We start from the raw sequence: 23,938 nt of genomic DNA on the forward strand, positions 1-23,938 counted from the left end.
CTCATTTAAAGCGTGACAGTGTCGCAAAACGTCAGACATTGTAGTGCGATTCTAGCTCAGTTTTCTGTTATAGATTTTTAACAATATTCTGAACCAATTTAGGCCCATGGTAAATAAAACCAGAATAAACTTGAACAAGCTGCGCACCTGCCATCAGTTTTTCTTTCGCTGATACATAAGAATCAACACCACCAACACCAATGATTGGTAATTTGTCACCCAATTCCTCGTGAAGTCGACGAACAACTTCCGTACTGCGTGCTTGAACAGGACGACCGCTTAAACCACCCGCTTCATTGGCAAACTTCATTCCTTCAACAATAGAGCGATCTAATGTCGTGTTCGTTGCGATCACACCATCGATCTTATTTTTGATCAATGATTCACAAATTTGTGCAATCTCGTCATCACTCAGATCCGGTGCGATCTTTAATGCTAACGGCACATATTTGTTGTGTTTCGCTTCAAGCTCACCTTGTTTCGCTTTAAGTTCCGCGAGCAGTTCATCTAGAGCATCACCATATTGAAGGCTACGCAGTCCCGGTGTGTTAGGAGAGGAAATGTTAACCGCAATATAGCCTGCGTATTGGTATACCTTTTCCATACAAATTAGGTAATCTTCAGCGCCCTTTTCAATCGGTGTGTCTTTATTTTTACCAATGTTAATACCCAATACACAGCTGTAATTGGCTTTCTTAACATTGTCAATCAGGTTATCAACCCCAAGGTTGTTAAAGCCCATGCGATTTATAATGCCTTCGGCTTCAACTAAGCGGAACAGTCGAGGCTTATCATTGCCAGATTGTGGACGAGGAGTAACAGTACCTACTTCAACGAATCCAAAACCCATCGCATCGAAAGCTTCGATACATTCGCCATTTTTATCAAGCCCGGCCGCTAAACCGACAGGATTTCTAAAAGTCAGCCCCATACATTCAACAGGTCGCGCAGGTAATTGCTGGCGGTAGAAAAGATCGAACGGTGTTCCCGTGAAACGTTTGAAATTTTGAATTGCAAGATCATGTGCCTTTTCGGCATCAAGTTGGAAAAAGCCAGTTCTGGCTAGACGGTAGAGCATTGTGCCTCCGAAAGAATAAAAAGCCCCGTATGAACGGGGCGTTATTATTTACTCATTTGCTGCACAATTCAAATTTAATAGCATTAATTCTCTCAAAGCGACTGAAAATTTTGCAAATTCATGAACAGAGCCGACTTTAAACTCATTCAGTATATTTTCCCATCGATGCAATGAGACCTCATTACTCACTATCCAGTCTTCTAAAGCTTTAATGACATCCAATTTATCAGGATCACAACTGCAGCTGAGTACCTGACCTGTTAGCTGTCGTTGCTGCCAATCTAAGTCTTCTCTAAATGCTGCACGAGCAAGAGCTTGCCAATTATTATCAACAGCTTGACCATTAATCTGTTTCAAGAACCAGTGAAGAGATAAGCGATCGCCGAGGTTATAGTACAGTTTGGCCGTTTGTTCGACTGTTTTACCCTTTTCTCGAGCCACTGTGGATATATCCAGTGCTGAGTAAAGACTTGATAGTCTTGAAACGTAACTTGCTAGTTCGGTCGAAATACCTTTATCTATCCACTCTTTCGCCATTTGTTCATGCTCTTGGACTTCCTCACTCACTAACATGGTATCAAGTTGATTGGTAATGGCATGAACATCATCTTGGTAAAGCGCAATCATTTCTTTCACTGATTTTTTACCAGGACGGTTTCTTAAGATCCAACGCGATAGTCTTCGTAACGTGCGGCGCACATAATAAATGACATCGTATTGAGCAGAGGCTTCCGCTTGATTATCAAGCGCACGAGTTTGCGAAAGAACATCCCCTAATCCATAGATCTCTCTTGCTGCCGCATAAGCATTAGCAATATCGACCGTGCTCGAGCCCGTTTCTTCTTGCAAACGAGTCACAAAATTACAACCCATCTCGTTCACCATTTGGTTTGCAAGAACGGTAGCAATAATTTCAGCTCGAAGTGGATGGCTATCCATATGTGCAGAATAGTTACGGCGTAACTCCTCTGGGAAGTAAGACACTAGGTTTTGCGCATGAAACTCATCTTTGGCAATATCCTCATGAACTAACTCTTCTTTAAGTGTCATTTTGCCGTAGGCAATAAGCACCGATAACTCAGGACGCGTTAACGCCATTCCTTTCTTTTCTCGTTCCAGCAGAGTTTCATCATCTGGAATGTATTCCAGTGCTCTATCCAGATGCCCTGATTTTTCCATCGCATGAATAAAGCGTATTTGCTCTTTAACTAACGAAACGCCTTGCTGTTCAGTAATAGAAATAGATTCCGCTTGGCAATAAGCGTCATCAAGCACAATGTCGCCGACTTCGTCTTCCATTGATTCTAAGATCTTGTTTCTTTGCTTCACGGTAAGATCACCGTGAGTCACTAAACCGTTAAGGAAGATCTTAATGTTAACTTCGTTATCTGAACAATCAACACCACCAACATTATCAACAAAGTCGGTATTCACACGCCCGCCTGCTAGCGCAAATTCAATCCGCCCTAACTGAGTCATACCAAGGTTGCCGCCTTCTCCAACAACTTTCGCTTTGAGGTCTTTACCATCGATACGTAACGTGTCGTTAGCACGGTCTCCAACATCAGTATGAGTCTCGGTCGATGCTTTCACATAAGTACCAATACCACCATTCCAAAGTAGATCCACTTCCATCGATAAGATCTTTTTGATCAAATCATTGGGTGCCATTGAGGCCTTTTTTGTCCCAAGCATTTTTTGAATTTCTGGCGTGAGCGCAATGGATTTTGCACGGCGTGAGAAAATGCCTCCACCTTTAGAAATTAACTTTTCGTTATAGTCGTCCCAACCTGAACGTGGCAATTTAAATAGACGATCACGCTCTTCCCATGAACTCGCTGAATCTGGATTAGGATCGATAAAAATGTGCATGTGGTTAAAGGCGGCTTTTAGACGTATGTGTTGAGATAACAGCATACCGTTACCAAATACATCTCCTGCCATGTCACCCACACCGATGGCTGTGAAGTCCGTGGTTTGACAGTTAATTCCCATCTCTCTGAAGTGGCGCTTAACCGATTCCCAACCGCCTTTCGCCGTGATGCCCATCGCTTTATGGTCATAACCATTCGAGCCACCCGACGCAAACGCATCACCTAGCCAGAAGTTATATTCTTCAGATACGGAGTTTGCCAGATCCGAGAACGTTGCTGTTCCTTTATCTGCGGCAACGACTAAATACGGATCATCTTCATCATGGCGAACCACATTTTTAGGCGGAATTACCTCACCATCGATGACATTGTCTGATACATCAAGTAATGCACGAATAAAACGTTTATAACAGCGTTGGCCTTCTGCAAAAATCTCATCTCGTTCAGTGAAATTGTGCTGGCGTTTACAAACAAATCCGCCTTTTGCTCCTACAGGAACAATAACGGTATTTTTCACTTGTTGTGCTTTAACTAGGCCAAGAATCTCGGTACGGAAATCTTCTTGTCTGTCAGACCAACGTAGGCCGCCACGAGCAACCTTGCCACCACGTAAATGAACACCTTCAATATCTGGCGCATAAACAAAGATTTCAAATGCGGGTACCGGTTGAGGAATTTCAGGGATGTCACTGGGTTTCATTTTCAGAGACAGCCAAGGCTTGACCTGCTTATTTTCATCTAACTGGTAGTAGTTGGTTCTCAGTGTTGCTGTGATCATCTCCATATAACGACGAATAATACGATCGTCATCTAGGCTATCAACATGATCCAATTGCGCCGTTAACTTAGTAACAAGATCATTTTGCCCTTTTTGGCTGCCCTTAGATTTTGGATCAAAGCGCTTCTTAAATAGATCAACAAGACCTTTCGCGATTTGAGGATAATGACTGAGCGTTTCTTCGATATATTGTTGACTGAATGGAAACCCAACCTGACGCATGTAACGGGCATAGGCTCTTAAAATAGAAATTTCTCTACCCGATAATGACGCACCCAATACCAGCCTATTAAACCCATCACTTTCGAGTTCACCTGACCAAATTTCGGCAAACGCTTGTTGGAAACGCTCACTGGCTTCACGAAGATCAACCGATTTGTCACTCTTATGAAGCATTGAGAAATCTAGGATCCAATAATTTTGACCGTTGACCTTTCGAACTTCATAAGGCGATTCACCAATGACACGCAATCCTAGGTTTTCCAGCATAGGCATCACATCAGAAAGATGGATGGGCTCATCTCTATGGTAGAGTTTCAACCGAACGGCTTTAGAATCTGCTGACTCTTCTTGTGGGCGATAGAACAGCATACCGAGTTTGTTGTCATCGCTCAGTGCTTCAAGCCTTTCTATATCCGCTACGGCGGATCCTGGCATCATGTCTTCTTTATACGAACGCGGGAACGCGCGCATATACTCTTTCGACAAAGGAAGCCCATTGCTTTCGCCAAAGTTTGCTACGATCGCATCAGAGAGTCGATCGTCCCACGTTGATGATGCTTCCATCAAGTTATGTTCTATCGTTTTAACATCTACATCCATATTATTATTATCTACACGCACAATGTAATGGGTTCTTGCCAACGGGCTTTCTGAGAAGTAAGTCGTGAACTCCACTTCTTGCTCACAGCCAAAGTACTGTTTAAGAATACGTTGTGTCTGACGTCTCAGCTCAGTGTTATATCGTTCTTTGGTGACATAAACCATGCAGCTAAAGAAACGGCCAAATGGGTCTTTACGTACAAAAAGGCGCAACATATCTCTATCTTGCATTTGTACAACGCCCATTCCGACTTCAAGTAATTCATTTTCTTTGGCTTGAAGCAGTTCGTCACGAGGATAATTTTCTAATATATTGTGCAGAGCTTTGTAAGAGTATGAACCGTCACGGTAACCACTCGAATCTAGGATTCGCTCTACTTTTTCACGGATTAAAGGAATGCTTTCGACGCTTTGATTGTAAACGGCAGAAGTATACAGGCCCGTGAATCGATGCTCACCGATCACTTTGCCGTTCTTATCGAATTTTTTAATGCCGATGTAATCCGTATAGGCAGGTCGGTGAATACGAGACTGGGCATTGCCTTTCGTCACAATGAGTAAGAATGCTTTCATTGCTTCTAGTCTGGCTGAATCAGTAAAATCAGACAGTTTTACGGCTCGAACACGCTTCGCCTCAGAAAACAGACCTAATCCAATATCTTCGGTTGGCGTCAGGACTTTATCGCCATCAACGTTAACCAAATCATATTCTTTATACCCCATGAAGGTAAAGTTATGATCCCCTAACCAACGCAGGAATTTAACCGTGTCTTCGTAACGATCATCCTTTAATGCGATGCTCTCTTTTTGGTTGATCACTTGATTGGTCACTTCTTCAAGCTTTTCAACCATCAACAACCAATCTCGAACAACATGGCCGGCATCCGTCACAATGGTCAATAACTCATTTTTGAGTGACGTCATGGTTTGCTTACTGCTGAGTCTGTCTACCTCGATATGGAACAGGGATTGGAACACACCATCGCCACTGTTAATTCCTATCGTTTTCCCTTTCTTATCACGCTCTACTTGAGTCGGCCCATGGAGCATAAAGTGGGAAGAGAGATCTAAACGGCTTAATGCCATTTTTACAGAATCCACTAAGAACGGGCTATCTGGAACCACCATTTCGACAATGGTGTGTGTTGATTGCCAACCCTGGCGACTGACAGTAGGGTTAAATACACGAACCGAGATATCTTCCGGTTTCTTTTCATTAATGTGGTGCCATAAACTCACGACAGCACCGTACAAATCGGATTCGTTCCTTTCGATCAGATCTTCTTGAGCAATATTGCTAAAAAGATGCTGGGCAAGTTGAGTCACTAAGGGTTGATGGGCAAGCTCTAGTTTGTCTTGAATTAGCTTATATACCTTTTCAAGAAGAACCGGCATTAAAGTATCACGCACGGTCATAATCACGCTCCACAATTAGAATTGTCATTTTTATAGGGAATGCTGTAAGCATAGTGCTTAAAGCAGGTAATGCATGATTTTATTGTAAAAGTTTTATTAGCAAATAGTTAATGGATTTGTTCATGTAACAGCAGGAATGTTTGATAATGTGATAGGCGTTCTGTTTAAACCGCTAACAAATTAGTTATTCATAGCATTTCTAACTTTAAAAACTTGTTGTTTTGGTCGGTTGTTAGTCTAAATCGCCCTTTCACGCCTATTTGACTGAGAAAGCCGCGAAACTTTACAGCCGGTAATTGAAGTCTTAAACCAGTATCGGTGACCACATGGACGACACTAGCCGCACCGGAATAGTGATCCAAAAATGCTTGGTATGTTATGTTTAAGGAAAAGGTGTAGTGTTTCATCGGTAATGGTTCTAAATACTTAATCTCAATCGTTAACCTTAGGTATTGACATAAGTTGAAGTGGCGATGTCCGCCACTTCAACTTCAAAATCAGCCTAAAGATATTAGCAGTCTAAAGCTTTGGTGACTTTTTCATACAGATCTTTGGCTAAGTTGTCTAAAGACTGTAAAGAAAGAAGCTGTTCTTTTATCAAAGCTTGTCTTTGTTGATCGTACTTTTTAAATTTAAGCAGTGGATCAATGAGACGCGAGGCCACTTGTGGATTACTGCTGTTTAACTTAGCAATGATCTCTCCTGCAAATTGGTAACCTAATCCAGATTTATCGTGGAACTGTACCGGGTTATTATTTAAGAATGCGCCGATTAAACTGCGTGTACGGTTAGGGTTTTTAATGCTAAATGCCGCATGTTCCATGGTTTGCTTGATCACTTCAAGCGCACCAGAAGAAGGGTTGGTCCCTTGCAGTGCAAACCATTTATCCATTACCAAGCCATCATGGCTCCACTTCTCGCTGTAATCTGACATCAATCTCTCACGACAAGCTAGCTGCGCATTATTGGCACAAGTCATCGCGGCAATGGTATCGGTCATATTATCGGAATCTTGGTACTGAGCGATAACAAGTTGCTCACCAATATCCGTATGTGACAAATAGCTTAAACATGTGTTACGAAGCGCGCGTTGCCCAATGGCACTATGAGCAATGGTGTAAGTCTTTTGAGCCATCGCATGATACATCGCACTTAATTCATCTTTTAACTCTTCAGCCAAAATTGCTTTAATATGCTTCAACACGAGAGCAATCGCATCAACGTTGACTTGCTCATACCAACCTGATATTTCGTTGTGACTTGGCAAAACCAGCATTTCAGCAATGAATGCAGGGTCTAACGTTTTACTCAGCAATACACCACGGAATGCATCAATAACGGGCATATCAATGGCCACTTTTTGATTTTGTTCTACGTGAGCCACATTACTCTTGATGTATTTTGCCAGCAACATCTGCCCAGCATCCCAACGTGCAAACTCATTGCGAGCGTGGCTCATCAGGAAAATAAGTTCTTCGTCTGTGTAGTCATACTTAAGAATAACAGGGGCAGAAAACTCGCGAAGTAGTGATGGTATCGGCTGAGAATCTACATGGTCAAACACAAAAGTTTGCTTGGTTGCTGTCACATTAAGTACATTTGGCACACTAGCACCATTCACCTGCAAAGGTATGACGTCACCATTTTGATCGTATAGTTCAATATCAAACGGAATGTGCAGCGCTTGTTTCTCTGTTTGATCCGTTGTCGCTGGGGTGCATTGTTCTACCGTTAACGCATATGTCTTAGCCTGTTGGTCAAAATGACTGCTCACAGTGAGTGTTGGTGTTCCGGATTGGCTATACCACAGACGGAATTGTTTAAGATCAACGCCAGATGCATCTTCCATCGCTGACACAAAGTCTTCACACGTTGCGGCCGTACCGTCATGTCGTTCAAAGTACAAAGCCATACCTTGTTGGAACGCCTTCTCACCGAGTAATGTATGCATCATTCGAATAACTTCACTGCCTTTTTCATACACGGTTAGCGTATAAAAGTTATTCATTTCAATCACTTTATCTGGGCGAATAGGATGTGACATTGGGCTTGCGTCTTCCGCAAATTGCGGGCCACGGATAATACGGACGTTGTTGATCCGATTAACGGATCGAGTCCCTAAATCAGACGAGAATTCTTGATCGCGGAAAACAGTTAAGCCTTCTTTCAAGCTCAGTTGAAACCAATCTCGACAAGTCACTCGGTTGCCGGTCCAGTTGTGAAAATACTCATGACCAATCACTGCTTCAATGCCAAGGTAATCAGTATCCGTTGCGGTTTGATCGTTCGCCAAGACGTACTTAGAGTTAAAGACGTTCAGCCCTTTATTCTCCATTGCGCCCATATTGAAAAAATCGACGGCAACAATCATATAGATGTCTAGATCGTACTCAAGATTGAATCGCTCTTCGTCCCATTTCATTGAGTTAATAAGTGAAACCATCGCATGAGTGGCTCTGTTCAGATTCCCCTTATCCACAAAGATTTCTAATTCTACGTTTCGACCCGATTGTGTCGTGTAATTATCGCGTAGAACATCAAAATCTCCGGCTACTAAAGCAAAGAGATACGCAGGTTTAGGATGCGGGTCTTGCCATTTAACCCAGTGACGGCCATTTGCGCTATCACCTTGATCAATACGGTTACCATTACTCAATAAAAACGGGTATTGTGCTTTATCCGCGATCACTGTGGTCGTAAATTTCGCAAGAACGTCCGGTCTATCTAGATAATAGGTAATGCGACGGAACCCTTCTGCTTCACACTGAGTGCAAAATGCGCCTCCCGACTTATACAGACCTTCAAGAGCCGTATTCTCTTCAGGGTTCAATTGAGTCACGATCATCAGTTCGCAATCGCGAGTAATAGAGTGAATCGTTAATCCCGTGTCATTCTGCTCAAAGTCGTTCCAAGTTTTACCGTCTATCTTGATTTCTTTCAGCGTTAACCCTTCACCATCTAGGTAAAGACTTGTGCTGTCTGACAGTTTTTTCAACGATGACGTTGCGGTTACAACGGTTTGGGTATCGAATAAATCGAAAGTAAGGTCTAGATCGCTGATCGTGAAAGAAGGTGACTGGTAATCTTTACGGTATTTGGCTTGAGGAGTATGCGCCATTGTCTTTGTCCTTATGACTGAAAACATCTGCTCTATTTCTACGATGTGTCGCCACGAGTTACAACCCCTATTGAAAAAAAACGAGGTATTTAATTTAAATACCTCGTTTAAGTGCCGATTTATGCAGCACATTTGTTAGATAACGCTACTGAATTTAACTTTAGTGACATACTTATCTGGGCTATGGGATCTCATTCAGTAGAAACCGTTAGCGTATTCTCGTATTCCCATCAACGTATCCTATTGAGCACGGCATACATCCCACCTTCTTCTGCTTCAAGCGTTAGCCTATCGTTCTTAAGTGTGTATCGAGTTTCATGTTCACCCTTTTCATACAGAAGAACCAATTGATCACCCTCTGTGTAGTAGACACCTTGATGCACCGTTTCCATGCCTTCAAGGTTGCTTGCTTTAAACATGAACACAAAATCAGGCTGCAACACCAGGTCCATCTTGCTCACATTACTCGCCAGTAAATCATGCCCTGCAAGTTGTTCACTCGACCACATTCCCGCAAGCGCGTTAGACAAACCTTTTGTAAACATAACGCCATTCATGCTCAGCAGGTTATGGTTACCCGAGTACTTGTAGACTTGAGGGTCGGAGGTATTAAGACCGAGAATAATCGTATCGTCATTGGCCGCATAAAGGCCTTCCCAATGGTCGACGCTGTAATCTTTCTTTTGAATATCGATCTGGAATGAGTAATTTGAATCGAGCGAAAGTTTTATTGCCATGAAGTTATCGTTGGCGTTTTCTGGGTCTGAGTTGATTAAGTACCAGTCCCCTAATAAAAAGGGCTGGTCAAACTGTGAGAGATCAGACCCTTGATTGTTGTCTTGGCCAAATACAGAAAAACTTACACACATTGCTAAAACGATTATCCATCTCATAATACGCCCCCTTACTTTTATTAAAGTTTAGGCACACATCACAAAAATCGCCATTATTTTGATTTTCATTACACAAAAATATCAACAAAGCACCGAGTGAAAAGTAATTTAAGCAAAAAAAACGAGCACTGAATGTACTCGTTTTTTGTGTTTTTCACGCTAAGCAATAGACTTACTAACGCAACATATCGACCATTATAGCGACAGATTCATCTAGGTAAGCATCTGGAAGATCATAATCTTTAGGAATATCGTCTAAAGTAGCAAAGAGCTCGTCACCACTTGCTTTTTGGCGCAGATTAACGCGGGCTAAACGAAGATCGTCATTTTTATCACTTTGTTCTTGCCTTACTTTCTCATTCAAAGAAATCGCATTATCGTCTTTTTCAGCCAAATATCTTTCAATATCCTCAGCAATAAACTGAAACTCCATGTCTTTCGCGATACGTACATCATGCTTGGCGGTTAACTTGCCAATCAATGCAGCGTTATCCTGCAAAGAATCAAATTTCACTGGATCAATCTGATCCCAAGGTAATGCATTATCTTCAACGCTCTCACCTGTTTCTGCAGGATCAATCGGTGTCGGGTAAGGAATATCGGGAATCACACCTTTGTTCTGAGTACTTCCGCCGTTAATTCGGTAAAATTTTTGAATGGTGTATTGGACATAACCCAGCTCCTTCTCAAATAAATCATAGATATGATTCAAAGACCGATGTTGCTGAACTGTGCCTTTACCAAATGAGTTTTCCCCTAAAATGATCGCGCGACCATAATCTTGCAGTGCCGCAGCAAAAATTTCTGATGCAGAAGCGCTGTATCGGTTCACTAAGACGGTTAGTGGCCCTTGATAACTGATTTTTCCATCAGTATCACTGTTGACATTAACACGGCCATAACTATCACGAACCTGAACGACCGGGCCACTCTCTATAAACAAGCCAGACAGTGCGGTCGCTTCTGTTAACGCGCCCCCGCCATTGTTACGCAAATCAACAATAATGCCATCGACACCGTCAGCCACTAACTCAGAGATCAGTTTATCGGTATCTTTAGAAAGACCAACATAGAAACTTGGGACTTCTAGTACACCAATTTTCTTACCATCTTTCTCGATTACCTCAGATTTAACCGCTCTATCTTCAAGGCGAATCGTATCTCGAACAATTGTTACAACGTGACTTTTTGCATCCTTACCTTCGGGTAAAATCTGCAAGTTAACCTTGGTACCCTTAGGTCCTTTAATCAGTTGTACGACATCATCAAGTCGCCATCCAATAACATCGACGATATCTTTGCCATCTTGACCCACCCCAACAATTCGATCACCTTCACCCAGCTGCTTGCTATTAGAAGCAGGCCCACCCGCGACTAAAGAGCGAATAACGGTATAGTCATCGGTCATTTGAAGTACAGCGCCTATCCCTTCTAACGAAAGGTTCATTTCAGATTGGAATTGTTCAGCGTTACGTGGAGAAAGGTAACTGGTATGAGGATCAACTTCTCTGGCAAATGCATTCATGTATAGCTGAAAAGCATCTTCGTTGTTGGTTTGACTCAAGCGTTTAATCGCGTTGTTATAACGTTTACCCAATACCTCTTTGATTTCAGGCCACTCTTTATCCGTCATTTTAAGATTAAGGGCATCGTATTTAACACGTTTTCGCCACAGCTCTTTCACTTCGGCGTCATCTACCGGCCAAGCGGCGTCTGAGCGATCAAGTTCGATAAATTCATCAACATCGAACTTCATTTCTGTATCAAGAAGGGTTAGCGCGTATTGAAACAGTTCATAACGTTTCTTCAACGAAATATTATAGACATCAAACGCTATTTGATTGTTACCCGCTTTTAGCTGCTCATCAAGACCCGCAGACCAGTGATTAAACGAGTTTATGTCTGCCTGCGTGAAAATATTTCGATTGTAATCGAGCATTTCAATGTAACGAGCGAATATCGCTTGGGAGAACTGATCGTCTAAAGTGAAGTGATTATAATGAGAACGAGTAAAGCGTGAGGTGACGCGCTTGCTAGCGGTTTCATGCTGAACTTCAGGAGCGAGAACGGGTAAGTCCTCTTTGCTTAATTTGGCTTCAAGAGCCTGAGCTGATGACACTGCTAGCCAAAGGCCAGCAGCAATCAGAGTCAATTTTGAACGGCATTTCATGCGTAGGAGTATCTCCTTTATGCGCGCAAGTGCTCCGCTTTCACAACCATTTGCAGGCCGTTTGCTAGTTGAACTCGCACGTCTTCCTTATTAATTTCAACAATGGTCGCTGCCATGTTTCCTTTACCCATATTTACGTTCACATTGTTACCAACGATCATATCGTCAGCGACTAAAGCGCGCGTTTCTACAGGCTTACTTTCTGTTTTTTGTGCTTTAGGCGCAGGACGACGAGCTTGAGGCTTCTTCGCTTTTGGCTTAGCCGCTTTACCTTCTTCACGCGCTTTCTGCGCTTGTTCTTTACGACGAGCTTGAACTCGAGCTTTGCTTTCTGCTAATGCCGTTTTCGCGTGCTCTACATGTTCTTCTTCTAACTCACCACATGCATTGCCATCTAGGTCAACACGCGTAGCGCCTGTTTTGGCTCCGTGTAAATAGCGCCAAGAAGACGTGTACTGTCTTAATGCTGCACGAAGCTGAGTCTTGCTTACTTTTTCATCTTCATTCAAGCGTTCTGCAAGATCTTGAAAAATACCAATTTTCAAAGGTTTTGCTTCACCTTCTAAAGTAAAGCACTTAGGGAAACATTCAGCAATATATGCGATAACTTCTTTGCTGTTTTTTAACTTTTCAGTATTTTCCATGAGGGTTCCTGGTTATTGCGGTCTTTCCGCAAGCAATAAGGTAAATATGGGTGGTATTATAGTGACCTAAAAAGGAAAAACCACACCAGATAGATAATTTATGCTTTGTTAGCGTGCGAATTGAGCAGGTTTTCCACTTCTTGCATTAAAAAAGTTAATCCTTGTTCATCGATTTCACTAAAGCGGCCAATACTTGGGCTATCAATATCGAGTATTCCGACTATTTCTCCATTTATCGAAAATGGAATGACCAGTTCTGAGTTACTGGCGGCGTCGCAAGCAATGTGACCTTCAAATTGGTGCACATCGTAAATACGTTGGACACTGTTTGTTGCCACCGAAGTGCCACACACACCTTTACCGATTGGAATTCTTACACAAGCTGGATTACCTTGAAATGGCCCCAACACCAATTCTTCATCTTTTAGTAGGTAGAATCCAACCCAATTTATGTCAGCCAATTCCATGTTCAATAAAGCACTAAGATTCGCTAAATTGGCGACGAGATCGGTTTCTGACTCTAAAAGTGATACTGCTTGTTTGGTTAGTCGGTGGTAATGTTCTATTTTCATTAATGGTTCCAATTGGAAATTTGAGCATGAACTCAACAAAATACGCTAGGTTTTCTAGACTGCTTGGTTTTAAATAGTGCGAGTTTTTCAATACTGAAATAGGGATATTTCGACTCTATGACAACATCAAACGATACTATTAGCCGCTCTTGGCTGTTAATTCAAGTAAAAAAGCATAAGTCCTTGCTCATCTTTGCAAATTCTATTGCTATCGTCGCCGCGCTAATTAGTGTCCCTATCCCATTGTTAATGCCACTGATGGTTGATGAAGTGCTGCTTGAACAACCGGGTTCTGGCTTAGCCATAATGAATCAGTTCTTACCGACAGAATTTCAAACGCCCACTGGTTACATCGTTCTGACTCTGCTGGCGGTAATCGTGATGCGTACCCTAAGTCAGGCACTCAATATTCTGCAAAGCCGTCAGTTTACGTTGGCCTCAAAAACCATCACATATAACATCCGGACTCGGATGATCGATAAACTGGGCCGAATAAGTATTCAACAATATGAAACCAAAGGAAGCGGTGGGATAAATTCCCATTTAGTGACAGATATTGAGACCATCGATAAATTTATTGGTGGCACCTTAAGTAAGTTTATTGTCAGTCTGCTCACCGTGCTTGGAACCGCGCTGGTTTTACTTTGGCTGGAATGGCGCTTAGGCCTGTTTATTCTATTAGTGAACCCCATTGTTATCTATTTCTCTCGTAAACTGGGTAACCGAGTTAAACATTTAAAGAAATATGAGAACCAATCGTTTGAACGGTTTCAAAATCGGCTGATTGAAACGCTCGATGGTATTTATCAATTGCGCGCGGCCAACAAAGAGAAGTTGTTCTTAGAGGAACTAAAAAAAGACGCCAATCAAATTCGTATCGACGCAGACAAGTACGCTTGGCAGTCTGAAGCGGCAGGTCGTTTCTCTTTCTTGCTGTTTTTACTTGGGTTTGAGTTATTTAGAGCCATGGCTATGTTAATGGTGCTGTTTAGTGACCTTACTATTGGACAGATATTTGCCGTCTTTTCTTATCTCTGGTTTATGCTTGGGCCAGTACAAGAACTGCTGAGTATTCAGTTTTCCTGGTACAGTGCGAAAGCAGCGTTGATTAGAATCAATGCATTACTTTCTTTGGAAGAAGAAGACAGGCCACAAAGTAAAATCGATCCATTCACGGCTGACCGAGAGGTAGACGTCGAGATAAGCAACATCAATTTCTCGTATAACGAAGAAAACCAAGTACTTAACAACTTGTCTCTTACCATACCTGCAGGAAAGAAGGTGGCGTTGGTGGGTGCAAGTGGCGGTGGTAAGTCGACATTGATTCAATTGCTGATTGGAGCATATCAGCAATCATCGGGAATCATTCGATTCAACGGTGCCTCTGCTACCGATATCAGTTATGAGATCATCCGCGAACATATTGCTGTTGTTTTACAACAACCTATACTCTTTAATGACACGTTGAGGCATAATCTGACTCTTGGCAGTGATGTTGATGATTTGTCTTTGTGGCGGGCGCTCGACGTTGCTCAGCTACAAGATGTCATAGAGACACTTGATCAAGGGCTCGAGACACAAGTGGGCCGTAACGGTATTCGTCTTTCTGGGGGACAACGCCAACGGCTCGCTATTGCGCGCATGGTATTGAGTAACCCTAAGTTTGTCATTTTAGACGAAGCAACATCGGCTCTTGATACGGCTACCGAGGCAGCCTTGCATAAAGCGCTCAATACATTTTTGGCTGGCCGCACGACACTGATCGTCGCTCACAGGCTCTCTGCCGTGAAGCAAGCCGATCTAATTTACGTACTTGAAGATGGTCAAGTCAGTCAAACCGGTACTCACGGTGAGCTTTTAACACAACAAGGGTTGTATCAAACACTGTATGGTACCGCACAAACCCACGCCACCTTGTGACGGCGTCACAATTTGTTGTGCATTACGAACAAGGGAAATAGCAATCAAGGAAATGATAATTAAGGAAATAGGCACAAAGTGGCATCGCTAACTGGACACCCTTCAGAACAAACGGACATTCGCCTCTGTCCAGGCTGTGAGCTGCCTGTCGACATTGTCCCTGTTAAACAAGGAAGCTCCGCTTATTGCCCAAGATGCGGTACCCGACTCTATCGGGGCGGAACCCCTTCGCTATCGGGCAATTTCGCCTTAGCGGTCACTTGTCTATTGTTGTTCATCCCTTCCCACTTTTTCGACTATATCAGCATTAGGCTCGTTGGCGTCATGATTCCAGCAACCCTACCTTCTGGTATTTTCCTTCTATTTGATGAAGGCTTTCCTTTGTTAGGGCTGTTGATTTTCTTTTGCAGTTCATTAGCGCCCCTTGCCGTCTGCTTATCCGTCGTTATGGCGCATGCAGCGACAGCATTTCGAATGTTTGGGTTACTGAAGTTTTCGCTTTCCGTGATTCAAGGATTAAAGCATTGGGTTATGATCGATGTGTTTCTCTTTAGCGTCGCAGTGTCATGTTTTAAGCTTCAAGACTATTCGGATATTCATGTGGGCCCAGGCCTTTTCGCTTTAATCTTACTGCAGCTTTTTACTGTGCTACTTTTGAGTAGAGTCAGTGTTAGACGCTACTGGGAAATATGGAAACAAGAAAAAACGTATGATTTTGCCGAGAAGACCATGCATTGCCACCATTGCCATTTGTCACAAGATGAATCAGAACAATGCATCCGATGCCATAAACCGATTTATCACCGTAAGCCAAAATCCATCCAAAAAACTTGGGCGTATTTGATCGCGGCCACCATCGCCCTATTTCCTGCTAATTTGGTCCCTATTTCCATTGTTATCACCAATGGATTGCTCCAAGAAGACACTATCATGTCCGGTGTTATTTCTTTGGTTGAAAGCGATATGTGGGGCATTGCTGCCATCATTTTTATCGCCAGTATCGTGGTTCCGATCGCAAAGATATTCGGTATCGCGTATTTATTATTGGCCATTCATTTCAAACGACGCATCTTTCACCGACAACGTATGATGATTTATTTTGCCGTAAAATGGATTGGCAAATGGTCGGTTCTCGATTTGTTCGTTATCTCCATCATGTTAACCTTGGTGGACAGAGGACAAATACTTAATTTCACCCCAGGATTCGGTGCTGTTGCTTTTGGTTTGGTTGTTGTTATGACGATGCTCGCAGCAGAAAGCTTAGACCCCAGATTAATATGGGACAATTTCCCAGAGTCAAAACGAAAAGAGTCAAATAATGAGTAATGGTTCAACACAACCCTCGTTTTCACCCAATGTTAAACGTAACAAAGGAATCTCTCCCCTTTGGCTACTCCCAATCCTAACGTTTGCTTTGGCGGGCTGGCTTGTCTTTAAATCCGTTCAGGATGCAGGGCAACGTATCCAAATTTATTTTTCTGATGCGCAAGGGTTGGTTTCCGGGCGAACCACCATCCGCTATCAAGGGCTTGAAGTCGGTATGGTGAGGGATATCAATCTCACTGAGGATTTAGAAAGCATTTATGTGGATGCCGATATCTACCCAGAAGCGACGAAGTTGTTGTCGAAAGAGACGCGTTTTTGGCTGGTTAAACCAACGGCTAGCCTAACGGGTGTGTCTGGTTTGGATGCGCTGGTATCGGGTAACTACATATCCATTTATCCAAGTGAGGCGTCAAGTGAAGAAGAAACAACGTTCACCGCTCTTGATCGCCCGCCTTCAGACCTGATGACTCATACTGGACTCAATATCCGACTCAAAGCCAGAGACTTAGGTGGAATTTCAATTGGCTCTCAAATTGTGTATAAAAAAATACCCATTGGTGAAGTCTACAATTATCAACTCGATGAAGCGTCTAAAAACGTCATCATCAAAGCGTCTATCCAAGATAATTATAGGCACATCATTACCAATGAAAGCCGTTTCTGGAATGTAAGTGGTGTGGGCGCCAATATCGGCTTTCAAGGGGTCGATGTGAGACTGGAAAGCTTCAGTGCCCTACTCTCAGGTTCCATCGCCGTAGACTCACCGGATGGAGGGGAGCCCATCACTGAAACGACGGAGTTTAAGCTTTATAGAGATCTGAAAACCGCGGGCCGCGGAATACCCATTAAAATTGAATTACCCGATAACAGCGACATCAGTGCTTCTGGTGCACCTATCATGTATCGCGGTCTCGAAGTTGGGCAAATTACTCGCCTGCAACTGAGTGATGGGAGAGAAAAAATCATCGCATCAGCCGCTATTCAACCTGCTTTCAGTGATATGTTGACCACGAATACCGCATTCCTATTAGAAGAAGCGAAGGTCTCTTTAAGTGGTGTACAGAACATTGCCAACTTAGTGAAAGGGAACTACCTCTCGGTTGTACCTGAAGAAGGCAGCCGAGCTCGTAGCTTTACGGCAGTACGTAAAAACGAGTTTAATAAACTTCAATCCCGCTCTGTCACAATCAACCTTATTGCCGACCAATCTTTTGGTCTCGATGTGGGGGCCGGCATACTCTATAAAGGCATTGAAGTCGGCTCGATTACCCATGTTCAACTGGTGAACGACCGTGTCCACCTAGGTGCATTAATCGACAACAGTTATGCTCACCTTATTCGCGCTAATAATCGTTTTTATGTCACAGGAAGTGCGACGGCAGAGCTTACAGAATCTGGGCTTAATATTTCAGTTCCCCCTGCCAAGCAATTGTTAACGGGCTCCATTAGCTTTGTCAGTGAAGGAAAGAGTAGAGCGAACAAAAATTACACCTTGTACGCAAGCCAATCGCTCGCCGAACTTGCCAAATATAATTTGTCTGGTTCTAAAAGTATTACTCTGTTTGCAGAAGAGCTACCACCTATTTCAAAAGGCAGTCCACTCCTCTATCGAAACCTACAAGTTGGTAAAATCGCCGATTTCACGCTCATAGAAACCGGCATTAAAATTCAAGCCACCATTGAAAAACAGTACGAGCACTTGTTGACTCAGCAAACCGTGTTTTGGAATCGTTCCGGTGTTGAAATCGATGCTTCCCTTAGTGGTATAAACGTTAAGGCTGCCCCTTTAAAAACATTGATTCAAGGTGGTATCGCTTTTGATAACTTACCAGGTATAGAAAATAAGGTGAATGAGCACTGGAAACTCTACTCAGACTTTAACCAAGCACGAAAGTTTGGGCATGTGATCACGTTAAAGACTGACGATTCCAATATCGTCACCCAAGGGACAACCCTAAAATATAATGGGATTAAAGTCGGTGAAGTCACTCAAGTGACTCCAGATTTTAATAACAAACAGATCGCGTTAAAGGCGAGAATATTACCTGAGTACTCACAGTATATCGCCCGAAATGGCAGTTATTTTTGGGTAGCTAAGCCTAAAGTCACCTTGTCTGGTGTTGAAAATATTGAAAGCATTCTAACGCCAACTATCCTAGTTCAGCCGGGGCAAGGGGACAAAACCAACCATTTCGAGCTCCAACCAACGCCAAAAGATCAGCCCGGGGTTATTTTTATTCTTCAAAGTGAAAAGCGTGGTTCCGTCTCAGTTGGAACGCCAGTGCTCTATCGCGACATGCCGGTTGGGCAAGTGGTTGACGTCCAACTTGGCGAGTTTGCTGACCGTATCATTTCCACAATACGTATCGATAGCCAATACGCTTACCTTGTTCGGTCGAACAGTGTGTTCTGGAATACGTCAGGTTTGGATGTATCTATCGGTCTCACCGGTGCCAATATTAAATCCGGCACCCTAGATAGCATATTGAATGGAGGCATCACGTTTGCAACGCCTGAAGGTAAGCAACTAGAACCTATCGCATCAGAAGAGCAGTCTTTCTTCTTATACCCTAGCCCAGAAGACAAATGGACTCGTTGGAGAACACCCATCCCTAAGCCATAAGGTCTAAGGTTTAAGGTCTTTAGCTCCCAGCTCTAAGCTCTCAGCTCTCAGCAATGGCCGTAACTCATTCACTCTTTAAAAAAGCAGCGACATCGCTGCTTTTTCTATTCTTAAAAGGCGTAATTTAGTTATAATTCCGGCAACATTTTTATCCGAGCAATCTCTGTGCATTCTAATATTCAACTACCTGATGAGTTTCTACGCGAAATTGAGTCCATTCTTCCTTCATCACTTAACATGCAGGACTTTATTGACGCATGCAAACGCCCCTTACGTAAAAGTATTCGGGTAAATACACTGAAGGTAACCGTTTCAGAATTTAAGGAGCGAGCCGCCATCAAAGGTTGGGGCTTAGAGCCAGTGCCTTGGTGTGAAGAAGGTTTTTGGATCACAGCCGATGAGTCTGCAGTCCCTCTGGGTAACTCAGCTGAGCATATGGCTGGTCTTTTTTACATCCAAGAAGCCAGCTCAATGATGCCCGTTACCGCTCTGTTCGACAACGCAAATATTGAATATCAATCCGTTCTCGACATGGCCGCAGCCCCTGGTTCAAAAACGACCCAAATTGCAGCGTTAATGAATAATAGTGGCATTTTGGTGGCCAATGAATATTCGGCTAGCCGAGTCAAAGTTCTGCACGCCAACATTGAGCGATGCGGAATAAAGAATACCGCCCTAAGTAATTTTGACGGCAAGGTGTTTGGTGGTTGGCTTCCCGAGCGATTTGATGCGGTTCTCATTGATGCCCCCTGCTCAGGTGAAGGAACCATTCGCAAAGATGCAGACGCGATGAAAAACTGGAGTTTAGCGTCGGTAAAAAGTATTGCCGACACGCAAAAAGAACTCATTGAAAGTGCTTTCCACGCCTTAAAGCCGAATGGCGTTCTTGTCTATTCAACATGTACATTGAGTACTTACGAAAACCAACAGGTTTGCCATCATTTAAAAGATACCTTTGGTGATCTGGTCGAGTTTGAACACTTAAATGCATTGTTCCCTAATGCCGATCTTGCGACCACTGAAGAAGGCTTTTTGCATATATTCCCACAGGTTTACGACTGTGAAGGATTTTTCGTCGCTCGCATCCGAAAAACCGGCCGTTCAGTTGCACCACAAGTCAAAAAACGCATGGGGAAATTTCCGTTTGAAAAAGCGACTGAAAAAGTACAAATAGAGATTCAAAAAGAGCTTGAGGCATCCCTAAGCATTACACTGCCTAGTGATAGCTCAGTATGGCTTAGAGACAAAGATGTGTGGTTATTTCCAAATGCCTTAGAACCCATGATTGGTGAACTCCGCTTTTCTAGAATGGGTATCAAAATCGCAGAATCTCACAAAAAGGGCTACCGCTGGCAACACCAAGTCGCAACAACGCTCGCATTAGGTACAGAGGCCAACAGTGTCGTTCTTTCGACTGAGGAAGCTCGAGAGTGGTTTATGGGTCGAGACATTCGCCCAGATACCCCAGCAGGGAAAGGCGAAGTTATCGTAAAACTGGGGAACGATGTGATTGGATTAGGAAAATGGGTAGGAAATCGAGTCAAAAATGGACTTCCCCGTGAGCTCGTTCGAGATAAGAATCTCTTTTAGTACCAAAAAAACCTTTGAGAACCTAGTAAGATAGTATGAAATTCTAATGCACACGCATTTTATTACTATCTTGTACTATAATTTCCTTAAGTGATAAAACATGCTGACCCTATAAATCAAGTCGCTATGACTATTGAGAATAGGCGGTTATTGAGTCGCAGCCATTATTGAGTAAAAGTGATTAGCGTAGGCTCTGTATTAGAGTCTTTCCCCTAGGCCCAGAACAGGACGTTTTGGGCCCTTTTTTGCGTTGGATCTCGCTGCTATTTTACGAGTCGAATACCATCGCTATCGATCGTGATTTTACCTTGTTTATACAAACCACCAATCGTTTTCTTAAACGTACCTTTACTGGTTCTGAATGTGGTAAAAATCGCGTCAGGAGATGACTTGTCATTGAGCGGCAAAAAGCCTTCCTTTTTCTTAAGTAAGTCCAACACCTTCTGGCTCAGCTCATCCATCTTCGCCACGCCAATTTTTTGCAGCGACACATTTATCTTTCCATCATCTCTTACTGATTTAATGTAGCCTTTCAATTGCTTACCAACAAACAGTTTGCCGAACACATCCGATGGAAAAATCATTCCCCAATGCTCACCGTTGATGATCGCTTTATAACCAAGATCACTGCGTTCTGCGATCAGTAAGTTCACTTGCTCATTAACGGTGTAACTTGCCGGTGTCTTATCCAGCAATTTATTGAACTTCGTTGTACCAACAATTCGACCCGATGCTTTATCTGAATAAACATACACCAAGATCTTAGACCCTTCGCGTAATGTCCCGCGCTGTTCACTGTATGGAACGAGCAAATCTTTTGCTGTCACACCCCAATTGACAAAAGCACCCGTACTGTTCACGCCAACAACGTCCATAAGACCCCATTCGCCAACTTGTGCGATCGGTGTTTCTGTGGTCGCAGCCAATTGATTTTCAGAGTCGAAATACAAAAACACATCGAGGTACTGGCCAACTTCTACCCCTTCAGGGAGGTATTTTTTCGGTAATAGAGTCGTACCAAAATCATCAGCGTCTAAAAATACGCCAAAGTCGGCCTTCCTTACTACTTCTAATCGGTTCACTTGACCAACATTAATCATTTTATCTGTCTCTTTTTAAATTTACGGAGATTATAACTAAACTCTGTTATCCTTTCGCTAGTTCTATTCATTAATTTTTCGATAAATTGCAGGAGCTCTATTTGGTCACCGTCGATAAACATGACGCTATTACTCTAAAAATCTCTCACGCCATGGCATTGACTAAGAAATCAGATCTCGATATCTACCTATTTGTGCCCGGTGAACTCGGCTTATCGCCAGAAGTACTTAGCGAGTCTGCCTACTATTACAGCTCGATTAATCAGAAAAGAACCTACTTTAGTGATAAAACACTGCTTCCTTTGGTGCATAGCCGACTTGCAAAACGGGGGCGATTGTCCACAACCCAATATCGAGTCAGTCTAAGTTTGTTTGCGTATCAGTATGTAATAGCGCTGGATAAAGCCGTAAGTGAGCTCAACAAGCACAACGTTGAAACCGTTAATGCCGATGATGTTGACGAAGTCATTGAGCTTGCTTTAGATATCCTTAAGCGGCTTCGAAGAGCCATTCCGTTTGAAGAGAGTTTAAAACGGTACTACGCCAATATCGATAATTACCTTTCTTGGTACACAGGGCAAAAATTCATGTCACTCGTCGCTCATATGCCGCGCGATGGTGACTATAAAACAGTGAAAGAACGTCTTATCACGATTGTGGAAAAAGAAACCGCACATCGAAAGCTCAACAACTATAACTCGAAGAAAGTTCGAGAAGATGCCACTCGAATGAGTAACAAGATGCGCCTTCTACGGCGTCTTATCGAGCACCCTATCGTTCTAAAAGAGAAAGTCACCTCGCTCGGAAAAAACATGAAGCGCGCAGTTAAGGGCATCGCCACTGGTCTCGTGATGGTCTTTGTTACCATTACTGCGATTGTTGCTCGTGATTACTGGGGTGAAATTACGGCTTCATTTATTGTGGCCATGTCTTTTATCTACGCACTTAGAGAAATTTTTAAAGACGACTTAAGAGACGTGCTTTGGCGTATCATTCGCAAAGGTAAAGCCAAGTGGCGTCGAAAATATATCGATCCCACCACGAATAAAGCCGTCGGACAAAAACATGAGTGGCTCGATTATACTGCCATGAACAAAATACCGGATCGAATCTCTCAGATACGGAAGAAGCGGGTTGTTCAACGTGAAGAGCAGATTCTTCATTATCGTTCCGAAACCGAAATGTCGACGTCGCGCTTTATGAGTGGTTATGAAGAGACCCGTGAAACGCTGCAGCTCAGTATGCGCAACTTAACGCGGTTAATGGATAAAGGTTCGAATAAGCTTTACCAACTCAATAATGGTCAGGTGACAAAAGAATCGGTAGAGAAAAGGCATTTACTCAACTTGATCGTCAAAGAAGACAATCATAACGATGAAGTACGTTATTATCGATGGAAAATCATTCTTAACCGAAGCAAAATCGTCGCCATTGAATCTATAGAACTTGACGACAAAGCCCCCAACTAGCGACGTTTTAGAGACAGCGTGAGATAAAAAATAGCCATTGGTTCATCCCCATGTAAGGTTGGACAAGTGGCTGTTATCTTCACTTCTTGATTAACTCGTTCACCACTGGAAATCGTTTCATCCAGCATTTTATCGATCAGTTCGCCATCGTCACAAAAGAAATGCACATCCGCCTCAGGGCGCTTTAAGAACTCACCTTTGACCGACTTAAACGCAAGTGAAACCTTTTCCCCTCGAGCTTGCGCTTTACTCATCGCCATGAAGCCACCAGCAACATCAGCACCAACACATAAAACACCAAAATACATGCTGTTAAGGTGGTTTTTGCTTCGTCTCTTTGTCGGGATTTTAACTTCAACGCAATCGTCATCCAATTTCAAAATCTTCGGCCGTGATAACCAAATAAAAGGAACTTTGAAAAAGCCAAATAACGATAAATAGATGTTTGCCTTTTGAATTTTTGATAGCACAGTCATTTCCTTACAACTAGTCATCTGACCAGTTCACCTAGATTGCATTGATTTGTCAATGCTGGTGGCTTAATA

At 43.0% G+C, this 23,938-nt stretch carries 15 protein-coding genes; 5 read left to right on the forward strand and 10 right to left on the reverse strand.

The annotated features are described in order from the left end of the window. Window positions 1-67: 67 nt before the first annotated feature. The 8 genes from pyrD to A1QO_RS09335 all read right to left on the reverse strand — a co-directional run bounded on the left by pyrD (window position 68) and on the right by A1QO_RS09335 (window position 13,365). Complete coding sequence (pyrD, locus tag A1QO_RS09300; protein ID WP_017034252.1) at window positions 68-1,078, reverse strand: quinone-dependent dihydroorotate dehydrogenase; 1,011 nt, start codon at window positions 1,076-1,078, stop codon at window positions 68-70. A 48-nt stretch (window positions 1,079-1,126) separates the two neighbouring features. Next, window positions 1,127-5,968 carry an NAD-glutamate dehydrogenase gene (locus tag A1QO_RS09305; protein ID WP_017038611.1) on the reverse strand — a complete coding sequence of 1,614 codons (4,842 nt, stop codon included), beginning with the start codon at window positions 5,966-5,968 and terminating at the stop codon, window positions 1,127-1,129. A gap of 188 nt (window positions 5,969-6,156) precedes the next feature. Next, window positions 6,157-6,375 (reverse strand): DUF2835 domain-containing protein, encoded by a 219-nt coding sequence (locus tag A1QO_RS09310; protein ID WP_017034250.1) that lies wholly within the window; start codon window positions 6,373-6,375, stop codon window positions 6,157-6,159. Between the two features lie 104 nt (window positions 6,376-6,479). Beyond that, on the reverse strand, window positions 6,480-9,086 hold the full coding sequence (gene pepN, locus A1QO_RS09315) for an aminopeptidase N (protein ID WP_017041215.1): 2,607 nt from the start codon (window positions 9,084-9,086) through the stop codon (window positions 6,480-6,482). Window positions 9,087-9,316: 230 nt separating this feature from the next. Next, window positions 9,317-9,979, reverse strand: coding sequence for a hypothetical protein (locus tag A1QO_RS09320; protein ID WP_017034248.1), 663 nt, complete (start codon window positions 9,977-9,979; stop codon window positions 9,317-9,319). Window positions 9,980-10,154: 175 nt separating this feature from the next. Beyond that, complete coding sequence (gene prc / locus A1QO_RS09325; protein ID WP_017034247.1) at window positions 10,155-12,149, reverse strand: carboxy terminal-processing peptidase; 1,995 nt, start codon at window positions 12,147-12,149, stop codon at window positions 10,155-10,157. A gap of 17 nt (window positions 12,150-12,166) precedes the next feature. Next, a complete protein-coding gene (proQ, locus tag A1QO_RS09330) occupies window positions 12,167-12,793 on the reverse strand; it encodes an RNA chaperone ProQ (protein WP_017034246.1) in 627 nt (208 codons plus the stop codon). A gap of 98 nt (window positions 12,794-12,891) precedes the next feature. Continuing rightward, window positions 12,892-13,365 (reverse strand): GAF domain-containing protein, encoded by a 474-nt coding sequence (locus tag A1QO_RS09335; protein ID WP_017034245.1) that lies wholly within the window; start codon window positions 13,363-13,365, stop codon window positions 12,892-12,894. A 117-nt stretch (window positions 13,366-13,482) separates the two neighbouring features. Between A1QO_RS09335 and A1QO_RS09340 the strand changes: the two genes are divergently transcribed. The 4 genes from A1QO_RS09340 to rsmF all read left to right on the forward strand — a co-directional run bounded on the left by A1QO_RS09340 (window position 13,483) and on the right by rsmF (window position 20,824). Next, on the forward strand, window positions 13,483-15,285 hold the full coding sequence (locus A1QO_RS09340) for an ABC transporter ATP-binding protein (RefSeq protein WP_017041216.1): 1,803 nt from the start codon (window positions 13,483-13,485) through the stop codon (window positions 15,283-15,285). A 78-nt stretch (window positions 15,286-15,363) separates the two neighbouring features. Further along, window positions 15,364-16,611, forward strand: a complete 1,248-nt coding sequence (locus A1QO_RS09345) for a paraquat-inducible protein A (protein ID WP_017041217.1) — start codon at window positions 15,364-15,366, stop codon at window positions 16,609-16,611. Next, complete coding sequence (locus A1QO_RS09350) at window positions 16,604-19,234, forward strand: PqiB family protein (RefSeq protein WP_017041218.1); 2,631 nt, start codon at window positions 16,604-16,606, stop codon at window positions 19,232-19,234. Before A1QO_RS09345 ends, A1QO_RS09350 begins: the two co-directional genes overlap by 8 nt. A 165-nt stretch (window positions 19,235-19,399) precedes the next feature. After that, window positions 19,400-20,824, forward strand: coding sequence for a 16S rRNA (cytosine(1407)-C(5))-methyltransferase RsmF (gene rsmF, locus A1QO_RS09355; protein ID WP_017039703.1), 1,425 nt, complete (start codon window positions 19,400-19,402; stop codon window positions 20,822-20,824). A 263-nt stretch (window positions 20,825-21,087) separates the two neighbouring features. Here the strand turns inward: rsmF and A1QO_RS09360 are convergent, their stop codons facing one another. Then, entirely contained in the window at window positions 21,088-21,924 is an 837-nt protein-coding gene (locus A1QO_RS09360) for a CvfB family protein (protein ID WP_017041219.1), read from the reverse strand. 101 nt (window positions 21,925-22,025) lie between these two features. Here A1QO_RS09360 and A1QO_RS09365 point away from each other — a divergent pair, with 101 nt between their 5' ends. After that, window positions 22,026-23,393, forward strand: coding sequence for a hypothetical protein (locus tag A1QO_RS09365; RefSeq protein WP_017034238.1), 1,368 nt, complete (start codon window positions 22,026-22,028; stop codon window positions 23,391-23,393). On the opposite strand, the gene A1QO_RS09370 is transcribed toward A1QO_RS09365, so the two are convergent. Further along, complete coding sequence (locus A1QO_RS09370; protein ID WP_017034237.1) at window positions 23,390-23,863, reverse strand: DUF4442 domain-containing protein; 474 nt, start codon at window positions 23,861-23,863, stop codon at window positions 23,390-23,392. The two genes, A1QO_RS09365 and A1QO_RS09370, sit on opposite strands and share 4 nt — an antisense overlap. Window positions 23,864-23,938: the final 75 nt, after the last annotated feature.

This window comes from Vibrio genomosp. F10 str. ZF-129 (genome assembly GCF_000287055.2).
Lineage (GTDB): Bacteria > Pseudomonadota > Gammaproteobacteria > Enterobacterales > Vibrionaceae > Vibrio.